The 14233-nt window shown below is 67.1% G+C and carries 13 protein-coding genes; 10 read left to right on the top strand and 3 right to left on the bottom strand.

Annotated elements, in window-relative coordinates:
- Window positions 1–7 precede the first annotated feature (7 nt).
- Window positions 8–253, bottom strand: a complete 246-nt coding sequence (locus tag AC07O4_RS23020) for a DUF2798 domain-containing protein (protein ID WP_070060049.1) — start codon at window positions 251–253, stop codon at window positions 8–10.
- Window positions 254–486: 233 nt separating this feature from the next.
- On the opposite strand from AC07O4_RS23020, the gene AC07O4_RS23015 reads away from it, so the two are divergent.
- Entirely contained in the window at window positions 487–1401 is a 915-nt protein-coding gene (locus tag AC07O4_RS23015) for a LysR family transcriptional regulator (protein ID WP_062480589.1), read from the top strand.
- Here the strand turns inward: AC07O4_RS23015 and AC07O4_RS23010 are convergent.
- On the bottom strand, window positions 1398–2342 hold the full coding sequence (locus AC07O4_RS23010; protein WP_495305768.1) for an SMP-30/gluconolactonase/LRE family protein: 945 nt from the start codon (window positions 2340–2342) through the stop codon (window positions 1398–1400). The genes AC07O4_RS23015 and AC07O4_RS23010 overlap by 4 nt on opposite strands.
- Before the next feature lie 109 nt (window positions 2343–2451).
- Here AC07O4_RS23010 and AC07O4_RS23005 point away from each other — a divergent pair, with 109 nt between their 5' ends.
- Window positions 2452–3252 carry an SDR family NAD(P)-dependent oxidoreductase gene (locus AC07O4_RS23005; protein WP_495305767.1) on the top strand — a complete coding sequence of 267 codons (801 nt, stop codon included), beginning with the start codon at window positions 2452–2454 and terminating at the stop codon, window positions 3250–3252.
- On the opposite strand, the gene AC07O4_RS23000 is transcribed toward AC07O4_RS23005, so the two are convergent.
- The gene (locus AC07O4_RS23000) at window positions 3253–4212 is read right to left on the bottom strand and encodes a LysR family transcriptional regulator (RefSeq protein ID WP_062480583.1); all 960 of its coding nucleotides are present in this window, start codon (window positions 4210–4212) and stop codon (window positions 3253–3255) included.
- 147 nt (window positions 4213–4359) lie between these two features.
- Here AC07O4_RS23000 and AC07O4_RS22995 point away from each other — a divergent pair, with 147 nt between their 5' ends.
- From AC07O4_RS22995 to yjfF, 8 genes are read left to right on the top strand one after another with little or no spacing between them, the layout of a single operon-like run.
- The gene (locus AC07O4_RS22995; protein ID WP_495305766.1) at window positions 4360–5814 is read left to right on the top strand and encodes an aldehyde dehydrogenase family protein; all 1455 of its coding nucleotides are present in this window, start codon (window positions 4360–4362) and stop codon (window positions 5812–5814) included.
- 37 nt (window positions 5815–5851) lie between these two features.
- On the top strand, window positions 5852–6817 hold the full coding sequence (locus AC07O4_RS22990) for an ABC transporter substrate-binding protein (RefSeq protein ID WP_139700867.1): 966 nt from the start codon (window positions 5852–5854) through the stop codon (window positions 6815–6817).
- A 12-nt stretch (window positions 6818–6829) separates the two neighbouring features.
- A complete protein-coding gene (gene chvE / locus AC07O4_RS22985; RefSeq protein ID WP_354345584.1) occupies window positions 6830–7900 on the top strand; it encodes a multiple monosaccharide ABC transporter substrate-binding protein in 1071 nt (356 codons plus the stop codon).
- 32 nt (window positions 7901–7932) lie between these two features.
- Window positions 7933–9459 (top strand): multiple monosaccharide ABC transporter ATP-binding protein, encoded by a 1527-nt coding sequence (gene mmsA / locus AC07O4_RS22980; RefSeq protein ID WP_495305846.1) that lies wholly within the window; start codon window positions 7933–7935, stop codon window positions 9457–9459.
- Window positions 9446–10651, top strand: coding sequence for a multiple monosaccharide ABC transporter permease (gene mmsB, locus AC07O4_RS22975; RefSeq protein ID WP_495305765.1), 1206 nt, complete (start codon window positions 9446–9448; stop codon window positions 10649–10651). The genes mmsA and mmsB overlap by 14 nt, the downstream gene beginning before the upstream one ends.
- A gap of 4 nt (window positions 10652–10655) precedes the next feature.
- Window positions 10656–12176, top strand: a complete 1521-nt coding sequence (locus AC07O4_RS22970; protein WP_495305764.1) for a sugar ABC transporter ATP-binding protein — start codon at window positions 10656–10658, stop codon at window positions 12174–12176.
- The gene (locus AC07O4_RS22965) at window positions 12173–13207 is read left to right on the top strand and encodes an ABC transporter permease (protein ID WP_495305763.1); all 1035 of its coding nucleotides are present in this window, start codon (window positions 12173–12175) and stop codon (window positions 13205–13207) included. Before AC07O4_RS22970 ends, AC07O4_RS22965 begins: the two co-directional genes overlap by 4 nt.
- Window positions 13204–14226 carry a galactofuranose ABC transporter, permease protein YjfF gene (yjfF, locus tag AC07O4_RS22960; RefSeq protein ID WP_495305762.1) on the top strand — a complete coding sequence of 341 codons (1023 nt, stop codon included), beginning with the start codon at window positions 13204–13206 and terminating at the stop codon, window positions 14224–14226. The genes AC07O4_RS22965 and yjfF overlap by 4 nt, the downstream gene beginning before the upstream one ends.
- Window positions 14227–14233: the final 7 nt, after the last annotated feature.

Below are 14233 nucleotides of genomic sequence, written 5' to 3'. Positions count from 1 at the left end.
CCACGGATCAGCGCTGCGGGCTCTGCACCGTCGCCGCGACGATCCGGCGCACCACCGGCAGCACCACGAGCAGCGAGGGAAACGCGGCCAGCCACGACACGCCCCATGCGGCCATCCACATCTGGAAGAGGCCCGAGGCCAGCCCCACGCTCTTGAGCGTGGAGATGCCCGCCACGATGCACGACATGAAGATCGACAGCAGGAAGGGCATGGCGATGCCCGCATAACGGGCCGGTAGTTTTCGGGTGGTCATGATGGGGCAAGCTCCTGGATGGAGGGGTTCAAGGTGCGCGGACGAGGTTGCAGCCCCTCTGAGTCGTCGGCGCCGACCACCCGCACGGTGGGTCTGTGTCGTTGTTTCATGGAATGATTCCTTCGTTTGTGGCAATGCGGCCTGCGACCGCGAGGCCTCGAAGATACGAACGGCAGGCGCCATCGGGAATCCACGCGCGCCGCCATAGACCTTCATCCAGACCGAGAGAATCCATGGACCAGATTCAGGACATCCGGGCCTTCGTGGCCATCGTCGACCACGGCAGCCAGAGCGCGGCGGCACGGCAACTGGGGCGCTCGGTGCAGTCCATCAGCCGCTCGCTGAGCGTGCTCGAGCGCAGCCTGGGCGTGCAGCTCCTTCGCCGCACCACGCGGCAGTCGTCGGTCACCGAAGTGGGGCTGGCCTACCACCGCCGCGTGCGGGCCGCGCTGGCGGAGTTCGATGCGGCGGCCGTCGAGGCCAGCAGCCAGCTCGACTCGCCGCGGGGGCTGCTGCGCGTGGCCGCGCCGGTGCAGTTCGCGCCGGCCTTCGTGGTGCCGCTGATCGGCGCGTTCATGCAGCGCTACCCGGACATGGAGGTCGAGCTCACGGCCTCCGACCGTTTCGTGGACCTGATCGAAGGCGAGCTGGACCTGGCCATCCGCATCGGCGAGTTGCCCGATTCCGAACTGGCGGCCAAGCCGCTCGGCGAGTTGCGGCTGGTGGTGTTCGGCTCGCCGGCGTACTTCGCGCGGCACGGGCGGCCGCAGCGGCCCGAAGACCTGGCCGACCACCAGTGCGTGGTGCGCACCACGCACGGCAGCGACGCGCACTGGCCCTTCACGGTCGACGGCACGCTGCAGCGCGTCAAGGTGACGGGGCGCTTCCGGGCCGACAACACCGCCGCGATCTATGCGGCCGTGCTGAGCGGGCTGGGCTTGTTCTTCACGCCGCTGTGGCAGATCCGCGACCTGCTCGACAGCGGGCAGGCCGAACTGGTGCTGACCGAGTTCGAGTCGCCGAGGATTCCGGTCCACGCGGTGTGGCCCTCGTCCCGTGGCAGCTTCGCGCGGGCCCGGCTGTTCGCCGATTTCGCGGCGGCGCACCTGCCGTCGCTGCAGCCGCGCGAGGGGCCCGGGGCGGCCTAGCCCGCGAACAGCGCCGCCGGCACGCCCGGGCTGTCGATGCGCACCGAGAAGAGCCCACCGGCCAGCGGCTCGCTCTGCAGCTGTGCTTCGGTGCGGCTGTTGCGCGCCGTCGTGATGTAGAGCGTCTGCAGGTCCGCGCCGCCGAAGGCGCAGTCGGTCACGTTGCCCGCGGGCAGCGCGATGCGGCACAGCTCGGCGGCGCTCACCGGGTCGTGGCAGGTGACGCAGGCGCCGTCCCAGTGCGCGATCCACAGGCGGCCGGCCGCGTCGGTGGTCATGCCGTCGGGCAGGCCGTCGCCCTTCGGGAAACGGTGCCACACACGCTTGTTCGACACCGCGCCGGCGTCCATGTCGAAGTCGTAGGCGTACATCGTGTTGATCGCCGTGTTGTTGAAGTACATGGTGCGGCCGTCGCCCGACCACGTCGGCCCGTTGGTCACCTCGAAGCCGTCGTCGTGCCGGGTGCATCGGCCCTCGGCGTCGAAGCGGTAGAGCGCGCCGGTGGGCGCCTTGCAGTCGAAGTCCATGCTGCCGGCCCAGAAGCGGCCGCGGCTGTCGCACTTGCCGTCGTTGAAGCGGTTGCCGGTGCGCTCGGGTTCGGGCTGGTGCAGGTAGCGCGGCTTCGTGGTGTCGCCGGGCGCGGTGGTGTCGAAGAGCGCGAAGCCGCGGCGCAGCGTGAGGAACAGGCCCGGCGCCGACGCGCGCTCGGCGATGGCGGTGATCTCTTCGTCGAAGTGCCAGGTGCGCTGCGCGCCCGTGGCCGGGTCGTAGCGGAACAGGCGGGGCTGGAGGATGTCGATCCAGTACAGCGCCTGCTCGCGCACCGACCACAGCGTGCCTTCGCCGAGGTCGGCGGCGGCCGGCCAGAGGCATTCGGGGGTGCCGAGCACGCGGGGCGCTGCGAGCGGCGAAGAAGGGGCGCTTGTCTCTTGCATGTTCATTTGTTCTTTCTTGAATGTCATGTCGCCTTGACGCGGCGGATCGTATCAAGGCATATTGATAATAGAAATTGAAAATAACTGCATCGATTGATATGTGTTTTGCAATGTCATGAGATGCCCCCTGGAGACCTTTTCCTTGAATTCCCCTCAGCTTTCCATCCATCCCAGCCTGAAGGGCCGCACCGTGTTCGTCACCGGTGGCGGCAGCGGCATCGGCGCGGCCATCGTCGCTGCTTTTGCGGCGCAGGGCGCGCGCGTGGCCTTTGTCGATATTGCAGAAGCTGCCAGCGCGGCGCTGGCCGCGCAGATCGCCGGGGCCGGCCACGCCGCGCCGTGGTGGCGCGCCTGCGACGTGCGCGACATCGGCGCGCTGCAGCAGGCCATGGCCGACGCGGCCGCCGAGCTCGGCGACTTTGCGGTGCTGGTCAACAACGTGGCCAGCGACGACCGCCACACGCTCGCATGGGTCACGCCCGACTACTACGACAACCGCATGGCCATCAACGAGCGGCCCGCGCTGTTCGCGATCCAGTCGGTGGTGCCGGGCATGAAGCGCCTGGGCTTCGGTTCGGTGATCAACCTCGGCTCCACGGGCTGGCAGACCAAGGGCTCGGGCTACCCCTGCTACGCGATCGCCAAGTCGTCGGTGAACGGCCTCACGCGCGGGCTCGCGGTGGAGCTGGGCCGCGATCGCATCCGCATCAACACCGTGTCGCCCGGCTGGGTGATGACCGAGCGGCAGGTGGCACTGTGGCTCGACGAGGAGGGCGAGAAGGCGCTGCACCGCAACCAGTGCCTGCCCGACAAGCTGATGCCGGAAGACATCGCGCGCATGGTGCTGTTCCTCGCATCGGACGACGCGAAGATGTGCACGGCGCAAGAGTTCACCGTGGACGCCGGCTGGACCTGATCAGTCCATCTCGAGTTTGCGGCCGTAGACGCTCATGCTCGCCGTCTTCAGCGCCTTCATCATCACCTTCGCGGCCGGCGACAGCAGCCGGTCGGTGCGCGTGATGATGCCGAAGGCGTCCATGTGGCAGGGCATGTCCAGCGGCAGCAGCGACACGATGCCGTGCGCCGCGTAGTAGCGCGCCACGTCGGTCGCCAGCACCGCGACCATGTCGCTTTGCTGCAGCATGCGCGTGATGAACAGCAGCGCCGGGCTCTCGATGATGTTGCCCGGCGGCGCCAGGCCTTCCTCCTGGAACATCAGCTCGAAGCGGTGGCGCAGCACGCTGCCCGCGGGCGGCACGATCCAGCCGGCGCCCACCACGTCGCGCAGCGTGAGGCCGCTCACGCCCAGCAGCGGATGGCCGGGGCGCACCAGCGCGCACACGGGCTCCTCGGTGAGTGCCTCGTAGCGCAGCTGCGACTTGTCGTGCTCGGCGAAAAGCCGCGCCACGAGGATGTCGAGCTTGCCCTGCTCGAGCCGCTCGAGCAGCACCGGGCTGGTCTCGATCTCCAGTGACACGCGCAGGTCGGGCTGCTCGCGCTTGACCATCGCCACGGCCGGCGGCATCAGCGTGAGGCCCGGCGCGGTGATGGCGCCCACGTTCACCTGGCCGAGGCGCCCGGCCTTCAACGCGGTGAGCTCGTCGTGCGCCTGGTTCAGGCTGGCCAGTGCCACGCGGGCGTGGCGGATCATGGTCTCGCCGTACCAGGTGGGGCGCATGCCGCGCGGCAGGCGCTCGAACAGCGGCACCTCGAGCACGTCTTCCAGGTCTTTCAGCAATTTCGACGCGGCGGGCTGCGTCATGTTGAGCACCTGCGCCGCGCGGTGGATGTTGCCTTCCTCGGCCAGCGCCACCAGCAACAGCAGTTGCCGGGTCTTGAGGCGGGCGCGGATGAACCAGTGGTTGTAGGTGTTCATGAAGAGGGTGCGAACGAAGGTCTGACGGGGTTTTCCAGAATCCACCGATTGATATGCATTTTGTCTAAAAAACGATTGGATCGATATCGAAATCGTTTCTAGACTTCCGCCCCAGTCCCATAACAACAGAGACAAGGCAACGCCACGGTGATCCACGGCGAGCTTCGGCAGAGCGTGCGCCAGTACATCAACGGCCGCTGGGAAACCAGCGCGACCACCGGTGTCAGCGTCAATCCATCGGACACCAGCGAAGTGGTGGCCGAGTACGCACGTGCCGACCGGCGCCAGGTCGAGCTGGCGATCCGCGCGGCCAGCGAGGCCTTCGTGCACTGGAGCCACAGCACGCCGCAGCGGCGCGCCGACGTGCTCGACCGCATCGGCGCCGAGCTGCTCGCCCGCAAGGACGAGCTGGGCCTGCTGCTGGCGCGCGAGGTCGGCAAGACCCTGCCCGAGGCCGTGGCCGAGGTGGCGCGCGCGGGTCAGATCTTCAAGTTCTTCGCGGGTGAGGCCCTGCGCGGCGGCGGTGGCGAGAACGTGGCCTCGGTGCGCGCCGGCGTGCAGGTCGACGTGACGCGCGAGCCGGTCGGCGTGGTGGGCCTCATCACGCCGTGGAACACGCCCTTCGCGGTGCCGGCCTCCAAGATCGCCGCGGCGCTGGCGCACGGCAACAGCGTGGTCTTCAAGCCGGCCGAGCTGGTGCCGGCCTGCGGCTGGGCGCTCGCCGACATCATCGGCCGCGCCACGCTGCCGGCCGGCGTGTTCAACCTCGTGATGGGCAGCGGCCGCGAAGCGGGCCAGGCGCTGGTCGACAGCCCGCTGGTCGATGCGCTGAGCTTCACCGGCTCGGCCGCCAACGGCGAACGCGTGCTGCAGGCCGCGGCCGCACGGCGCGCCAAGGTGCAGCTGGAGATGGGCGGCAAGAACGCGCTCGTGGTGCTGGCCGACGCCGACCTCGACCGCGCCGTCGATTGCGCGGTGCAGGGCGCCTACTTTTCCAACGGCCAGCGCTGCACCGCATCGAGCCGCCTCATCGTCGAAGCCGCCGTGCACGACGCCTTCGTGGCGCAGCTGCGCCAGCGCCTGAAGACACTGAAGATCGGCCACGCGCTGGAGCGCGGCATCGACATCGGCCCCGTGGCCGACGAAGAGCGGCTGGCGCAGAACCTCGCGTGGATCGACATCGCGCGCGAAGAGGGCGCGGAGCACGTGTGGGGTGGCGAAGCACTGCAGCGCGCCACCGCCGGCCACTACATGAGCCCCGCGCTCTTCCTGGCCCAACCCGGGCACCGCATCGCGCGCGAAGAGATCTTCGGGCCGCTGGCCTGCGTGCTGCGCGCCGACGACTACGACGAGGCGCTTGCGCTGTGCAACGACACGCCCTTCGGCCTGTGCGCGGGCCTCTGCACCAATTCGCTGAAGCACGCGATGCACTTCAGGCGCCATGCCGTGGTCGGCATGACGATGGTCAATCTGCCGACCGCGGGGGTGGACTTTCATGTGCCCTTCGGCGGCCGCAAGGGGTCGGGCTACGGGCCGCGCGAACAAGGGCGCCACGCCGCGGAGTTCTACACGACGGTGAAGACCGGCTACATGCTGGCCTGACCGAACACATCACAGACTCATCAAGAAGGAGACAACCATGACCATGAATCGCCGCACCCTCAACACCGCGCTCGCCGCCGCAGCCCTGGGCAGCATGCTGCCCATGTCCGCCCTCGCGCAGAAGAAACTCGTGCTCGGCTTCGCGCAGGTGGGCGCCGAGAGCGAATGGCGCACGGCCAACACCGAGTCGATCAAGTCCTCGGCCAAGGAGGCGGGCATCGAGCTCAAGTTCTCCGACGCGCAGCAGAAGCAGGAGAACCAGATCAAGGCCATCCGCTCGTACATCGCGCAGAAGGTCGACGTGATCGCGTTCTCGCCCGTGGTCGAGTCGGGCTGGGAAACCGTGCTGCGCGAAGCCAAGGCCGCGAAGATCCCGGTGGTGCTGACCGACCGCTCCGTGAACACCAAGGACGACTCGCTCTACGTGACCTTCATGGGCTCCGACTTCACCGAGGAGGGCCGCAAGGCCGGCCGCTGGCTGGTCGAGAAGATGAAGGACCAGAAGGGCGAGGTGAACATCGTCGAGCTGCAGGGCACCGTGGGCTCGGCCCCGGCCATCGACCGCAAGAAGGGCTTCGAGGAAATCATCAAGGCCGACCCGAAGTTCAAGATCACCCGCTCGCAGACCGGCGACTTCACGCGCGCCAAGGGCAAGGAGGTGATGGAAGCCTTCCTCAAGGCCGAGGGCAAGAAGATCAACGTGCTCTACGCGCACAACGACGACATGGCCATCGGCGCGATCCAGGCGATCGAAGAGGCCGGCATGAAGCCCGCGAAGGACATCACCATCATCTCCATCGACGGGGTGAAGGGCGCCTTCGAAGCCATGATCGCCGGCAAGCTCAACGTGTCGGTCGAATGCAGCCCGCTGCTGGGGCCGCAGCTCATGAGCGCGGTGAAGGACATCAAGGCCGGCAAGACGCTGCCCAAGCGCATCGTCACGGAAGAAGGCATCTTCCCGATGGAAGTCGCGGCCAAAGAGTTTCCCAACCGCAAGTACTGAGGACCGACCGACATGAAACGCAACTTCCTCAAGGCCTCGCTCGCGGGTCTCGCCTTCGCCGTCGTCGGCTTCACGCCGCTGGCCCACGCGCAGGACAAGGGCCTGATCGCCATCTCGATGCCCACCAAGTCGTCGGCGCGCTGGATCGCCGACGGCGCGAACATGGTCAAGTACTTCAAGGACAAGGGCTACAAGACCGACCTGCAGTACGCCGACGACGACATTCCGAACCAGCTCGCGCAGATCGAGAACATGGTGACGAAGGGCTCGAAGGTCTTGGTCATTGCCGCCATCGACGGCACCACGCTGTCCGACGTGCTGCAAAAGGCTGCTGACAAGGGCGTGAAGGTCATCGCCTACGACCGGCTCATCAAGGGCTCGAAGAACGTCGACTACTACGCCACCTTCGACAACTTCCAGGTCGGCGTGCTGCAGGCGCAATCCATCGAAACCGCACTGGGCCTGAAGAGCGGCAAGGGCCCGTTCAACATCGAGCTGTTCGGCGGCTCGCCCGACGACAACAACGCCTTCTTCTTCTACAACGGCGCGATGTCGGTGCTCGATCCGTACATCAAGAGCGGCAAGCTCGTGGTGCGCAGCAAGCAGATGGGCATGGACAAGGTCGGCACGCTGCGCTGGGACGGCGCGGTGGCGCAGGCGCGCATGGACAACCTGCTGTCGGCCTACTACACGAAGGACCGCGTGGATGCGGTGCTGTCGCCGTACGACGGTCTTTCCATCGGCATCCTGTCGTCGCTCAAGGGCGTGGGCTACGGCTCGGGCTCGCAGCCGATGCCGGTGGTGTCGGGGCAGGACGCGGAGATTCCCTCGGTCAAGTCGATCCTGCGCAAGGAGCAAAGCTCCACCGTGTTCAAGGACACGCGCGAGCTGGCCAAGGTGACGGTGGCGATGGTCGACGCCATGCTCTCGGGCAAGGCGCCCGAGGTGAACGACACCAAGACCTACAACAACGGCATCAAGGTCGTGCCCTCGTACCTGCTCAAGCCGGTGAGCGTGGACGGCTCCAACTGGAAGCAGGTGCTGGTGGACAGCGGCTACTACAAGGAAAGCCAGGTCAAGTGAGCCCGACCGGCGAAGCGCGCACGATCCTCGCGATGCGCGGGATCACCAAGACGTTCCCGGGCGTGAAGGCCCTGAGCAACGTCAACCTCGCCGTGCGCGCGGGGGAGATCCACGCGGTGGTCGGCGAGAACGGCGCGGGCAAGTCGACGCTCATGAAGGTCCTGAGCGGCGTCTACCCGTGCGACTCGTACACCGGCGAGATCCATTTCGAGGGCGAGCTGCGCCGCTTCAAGGGCATTGCCGACAGCGAGAAGCTGGGCATCATCATCATCCACCAGGAGCTCGCGCTGGTGCCGCTGCTCTCGATTGCCGAGAACATCTTCCTCGGCAACGAGATCGCGAGCGGCGGCGTGATCGACTGGTTCGCCGCCTACGCGAAGACGCGCGAGCTGCTCGCCAAGGTGGGCTTGAAGGAGCCGCCCACCACGCTCGTGACCGACCTGGGCGTGGGCAAGCAGCAGCTGGTGGAAATCGCCAAGGCGCTGGCGAAGGAAGTGAAGCTGCTGATCCTCGACGAGCCCACCGCGAGCCTGAACGAGAACGACAGCGATGCGCTGCTCGCGCTGCTGCTCGAGCTGAAGCGCCAGGGCATCGCGTCGATCCTCATCTCGCACAAGCTCAACGAGATCGCCAAGGTGGCCGATTCGATCACCGTGCTGCGCGATGGCGCGACGGTGGAGACGATGGACTGCCGCAGCGCGCCGATCAGCGAAGACCGCATCATCCGCGGCATGGTGGGCCGCGACATGGAGCACCGCTATCCGCAGCGCTCGCCGAAGATCGGCGAGACCGTGCTGGAGGTGCGCGACTGGCGCGTGCACCACGCGCTGCATGCCGACCGCGAACAGATCAAGGGCGTGAACCTGCAGGTGCGCCAGGGCGAGATCGTCGGCATCGCGGGCCTCATGGGCGCGGGCCGCACCGAGCTGGCGATGAGCGTGTTCGGCAAGTCGTACGGCCAGCGCATCAGCGGCTCGGTGCTGATGCACGACAAGCCCGTGGACGTGAGCACCGTGCGCAAGGCCATCGACCACGGCATCGCCTACGTCACCGAAGACCGCAAGGGCCTCGGGCTGGTGCTGGAGGAAGGCATCCGCAAGAACATCAGCCTCGCGAACCTCGATGCGATCTCCGAACGTGCGGTGATCGACGACGGCCGCGAGTTCAAGGTGGCCAATGACTTCAGGAAGGCGCTGAACATCCGCTGTTCGGGCGTCGAACAGCTGGTGGTCAACCTGTCGGGCGGCAACCAGCAGAAGGTGGTGCTGAGCAAGTGGCTCTTCACGAAGCCGGAACTGCTGATATTGGACGAACCCACGCGCGGCATCGACGTGGGCGCCAAGTACGAGATCTACACCATCATCGACCAGCTCGCGAGCGAGGGCAAAGGCATTCTCATGATTTCTTCCGAACTGCCCGAGCTGCTCGGCATGTGCGACCGCATCTACGTGATGAACGAGGGGCGCTTCGTGGCCGAGTTCACCGCGGCCGAGGCGTCGCAGGAGCGCATCATGCATGCCATCGTGAGCGCGGGGAGTTCCGTTCATGTCGCAGCCTGAAGCCAACGCGGTGCAGGGCGCCGCTCCCGTGGCTCCGAAGCTCCATGTGGGCTTCCTGAAGAACAACCTGCGCGAGTACGGCATGCTGATCTCGCTGGTCGCGATCATGGTGCTGTTCCAGGTGCTGACCGACGGCACGCTGCTGCGGCCGCTGAACCTCACCAACCTGCTGCTGCAGAACAGCTACGTGGTCATCATGGCGTTGGGCATGCTGCTGGTGATCGTGGCGGGGCACATCGACCTGTCGGTGGGCTCGGTCTGCGGCTTCATCGGCGCGCTCGCGGCGGTGCTGATGGTGGAGTACGAGTGGCACTTCGTGCCGACCGCAATCATCAGCATCGCGGCCGGCGCAGTGATCGGCGCCGCGCAGGGCTGGTTCGTCGCGTTCCGCAAGATTCCTTCGTTCATCGTCACGCTCGCGGGCATGCTGGTATTCAAGGGGCTGACGCTGGCGCTGCTGGCGGGGCAGTCGGTGGGGCCGTTTCCGGTCGAGTTCCAGCGCCTGAGTTCGGGCTTCATTCCCGATCCGCTCGGCGGCGACACCTTGCGCACCACCTCGCTGGTCGTGGGCGCGCTGGCCGCGGCGGCGCTGGTGTTCTTCAAGCTGCGCGGGCGCGCCAAGCTCAAGGCGCACGGCATGGAGCAGGAGCCCTACGCCTTCTTCCTCGTGAAGAACCTGTTCTTCGCGGCGATCATTCTTTTCTTCAGCTACCTGCTCTCGACCTACAAGGGCCTGCCCAACGTGCTGGTGGTGATGGCGGTGCTGATCGTGGTGTACGACTTCGTCACCAACCGCACCACCATCGGCCGGCGCATTTATGCGCTGGGCGGCAACGAGAAGGCCGCGCGGCTGTCGGGCGTGAAGACGCAGCGGCTCGCGTTCCTCACCTTCGTGAACATGGGCGCGCTGGCGGCGTTGGCAGGGCTCGTGTTCGCGGCGCGGCTCAACACGGCCACGCCCAAGGCGGGCCTGGGTTTCGAGCTCGACGTGATCGCGGCCTGCTTCATCGGCGGCGCCTCGGCCTCGGGCGGCGTGGGCCGCGTGATGGGCGCGGTGATCGGCGCCTTCATCATGGGCGTGATGAACAACGGCATGTCGATCCTCGGCATCGGCATCGACTACCAGCAGGTCATCAAGGGGCTGGTGCTGCTGGCCGCGGTGTTCATCGACGTCTACAACAAGAACAAGTGAACGCATGACCGGCAGCAGCATCACCCCCGTGCTGGAGTTGCGGGGCATCCACAAGCAGTTCGCCGGCATCCCGGTGCTGAACGGTGTGCAGCTGAAGCTCTATCCGGGCGAGATCCATGCGCTCATGGGGCAGAACGGCGCGGGCAAGTCCACGCTCATCAAGGTGCTCACGGGCGTGCTGCCTTCGAGCGGCGGCGAGATGTTCCTGGGTGGCGAGGCCATTCGGCCCGGCTCGCCGCTGGAGGCGCAGAAGATGGGCATCAGCACGGTCTACCAGGAGGTGAACCTGTGCCCGAACCTCTCGGTGGCGGAGAACGTGTTCGCGGGGCGCTATCCGCGCTGCGGCGCGCTGCAGGGCTTTCGCATCGACTGGGCGGCGGTGAACCGCCGGGCTTCGGAGCTGCTGGCGCGCATCGGGCTCGACATCGACGTGACGCGACTCCTGTCGAGCTATTCGGTCGCGGTGCAGCAGATGGTGGCGATCGCACGCGCGCTCGGCGTGTCGTCGAAGGTGCTGATCCTGGACGAGCCGACATCGAGCCTCGACGACGACGAGGTCGAGAAGCTGTTCGAGGTGCTGCGGCGTTTGCGCGGCGAGGGACTTGCCATCGTCTTCGTGACGCACTTCCTCAACCAGATGTACGCGGTGTCCGACCGCATCACCGTGCTGCGCAACGGCAACTGGGTGGGCGAATGGAAGGCTGCGGACCTCGGTCCGCAGGCGTTGATCGCGGCGATGCTGGGTCGCGAGTTGGCTGCGCAGTCGGCACGACCTGCCGCGCTGCCCGCGTTCGACGAAGCGGCGCCCGCGCTGCTGCAATCTGAAGGGTTGGGCCAAGCCGGGCAGTTGCAGGCCACCGATCTGCGCGTGCGTGCCGGCGAGGTCGTCGGCATCGCCGGCCTGCTCGGCGCGGGCCGCACCGAACTGGCGCGCCTGCTGTTCGGCCTCGAATCGCCCGACCGTGGCGTGCTGAAGATCGACGGCCGTGCCGTCAGTTTTTCGAACCCGGCCGATGCAATCCGCGAAGGCCTCGCGCTGTGCCCCGAAGAGCGCAAGACCGATGGCATCGTGGCCGATTTGTCGGTGCGCGAGAACATCGCGCTCGCGCTGCAGGCCCGCCTGGGCACGCGGAAATTTCTCTCGCATGCCGAGCAGACCGCGATGGCCGAGCGTTTCGTCGCCTCGCTGGGCATCAAGACGGCGAGCGTCGAAACGCCCATCGGCCTGCTTTCGGGTGGCAACCAGCAGAAAGCCATGATCGCGCGCTGGCTCGCGACCGAGCCGCGCCTCTTGATCCTGGACGAGCCCACGCGCGGCATCGACGTGGCTGCCAAGCAGGAGATCATGGAAGAGATCCTGCGGCTCGCGCGCGCGGGCATGGCGGTGATCTTCATCTCGTCGGAGATGAGCGAGGTGGTGCGCGTGGCGCATCGCATCGTGGTGCTGCGCGACCGGCAGAAGGTGGGCGAACTGCCGGGCGGCTCGACCGAGGACGAGGTCTACGAAATGATTGCCGCCGCATGAACCGCCTCTCGACTCTCATGAGCCACCGGCTCGCCTGGCCGGTCATCACGCTGCTGTTGCTGCTCGCCATCAACACCGCGTTCAACGCCAGCTTCCTGCACCTCGAATGGCGCGAGGGCCATCTCTACGGCAGCCTCATCGACATCGTGAACCGCGCAGCGCCGCTGGTGTTGGTCTCGCTCGGCATGACGCTCGTGATCGCCACGCGCGGCATCGACATCTCGGTGGGCGCGGTGGTGGCCATCGCGGCGGCGGTCGCGGCCTGGATGATCGGCGGTTCGGTGTCCAGCGACGTGAGTCGTTTCCCGATGCCGCTCGCGATCCTCGCGGCACTGGCCGTCGCGTTGCTGTGCGGTCTGTGGAACGGGTTGCTGGTCGCCAAGGTCGGCATGCAGCCGATCATCGCGACGCTGATCCTCATGGTGGCGGGGCGCGGCATCGCGCAGCTCATCGCGGACGGGCAGATCATCACGATCTACTACAAGCTCTTCTTCTTCCTCGGCAGCGGCTACCTGCTGGGGCTGCCGTTCTCGCTGTTCATCGTGGCGGCGGTGTTCGCGCTGCTGTACCTGGCGATCACGCGCACGGCGCTCGGCCTGTTCATCCAGGCGGTGGGCATCAACCCGACGGCGGCGCGCGTGGCGGGCATCCAGGCGCGGCGGCTGGTCGTCGGCGCGTATGCGTTCTGCGGCGTGTGCGCGGGCGTGGCGGGGTTGTTGATCAGCTCGAACGTGAAGAGCGCGGACGGCAACAACGCCGGCCAGCTGCTGGAGCTCGATGCGATCCTTGCCGTCACGCTCGGCGGCACGGCACTCACGGGCGGGCGCTTCAGCCTCGTGGGCAGCGTGATCGGCGCGCTCATCATCCAGACGCTCACCTACGCGATCTATTCGCTGGGCGTGCCGCCGGAGATCAACCTCGTGGTGAAGGCGGTGGTGGTGTTCGTGGTGATGCTGATGCAGTCGCCGGAGTTCCGGGCGGAGGTTCGCACGCTGGTGCAGCGGCCGGTGCATGACGGGGGCAGGGCATGAGCGCGGTGATCGAGGCGGCGCCTTCACCTCAACCCATTCCCGCGCGTGGGAGCACGGCAAGGCTCAATCCGAAGTACCTGCCGCTCACCGCGACCATCTCGCTGTTCGTGCTGATGGGCACGCTGGGCTCGGTGTTCTACGACGGCTTCTTCTCGGCGCAGGTGTTCCTCAACCTGCTGATCGACAACGCCTTCCTGATCGTCGTCGCGGTCGGCATGACCTTCGTGATCCTCTCGGGCGGCATCGACCTGTCGGTGGGCTCGGTGATCGCGCTCACGACGATGGTGTCGGCCTCGCTGGTCGAGAAGCACGGGTGGAGCCCGGCGGTCGTGATTCCGCTGGTGCTGGCCATGGGCACGGCCTTCGGCGCGTTCATGGGGCTGCTCATCGAGCGCTTCCGGCTGCAGCCCTTCATCGTCACGCTCGCGGGCATGTTCCTCGCGCGCGGGCTGTGCTACCTCATCAGCATCGACTCGATCAGCATCACCAACGATTTCTATTCGGAGGTCTCGCAGATCCGAATTCCCATCTGGGGCGAGGCCTCGGTGTCGGTCAGCGCGGTGATCGCCATCGCCGTGCTGCTGGCCGCGGTGTTCATCGCGCACTGCACGCCGTTCGGCCGCGCGGTGTACGCCATCGGCGGCAGCGAGCATTCGGCGATGCTCATGGGCCTGCCGGTGCGCCGCACGCTGGTGGGCGTGTACACGCTCTCGGGTTTCTGCTCGGCGCTGGCGGGCGTGATCTTCACCTTCTACATGCTCTCGGGCTACGGCCTGCATGCGCTCGGGCTGGAGCTCGACGCCATCGCGGCGGTGGTGATCGGCGGCACGCTGCTCACCGGCGGCGTGGGCTACGTGGCGGGCACGCTCTTCGGCGTGCTCATGCTCGGGATCATCCAGACGCTGATCTCCTTCGACGGCACGCTGAGCTCGTGGTGGACGCGCATCGTGGTCGGCGCGCTGCTCTTCGTGTTCTGCCTGCTCCAACGCTTCTTCACCTCGCGCGCCCCGCGCCGCTGACCACTTC

The sequence above is a fragment of the Variovorax sp. GW821-FHT09D04 genome, assembly GCF_059416405.1.
The sequence above is the reverse complement of the archived record's forward strand: the minus strand, read 5'-3'. Positions and strand labels throughout refer to the sequence as shown.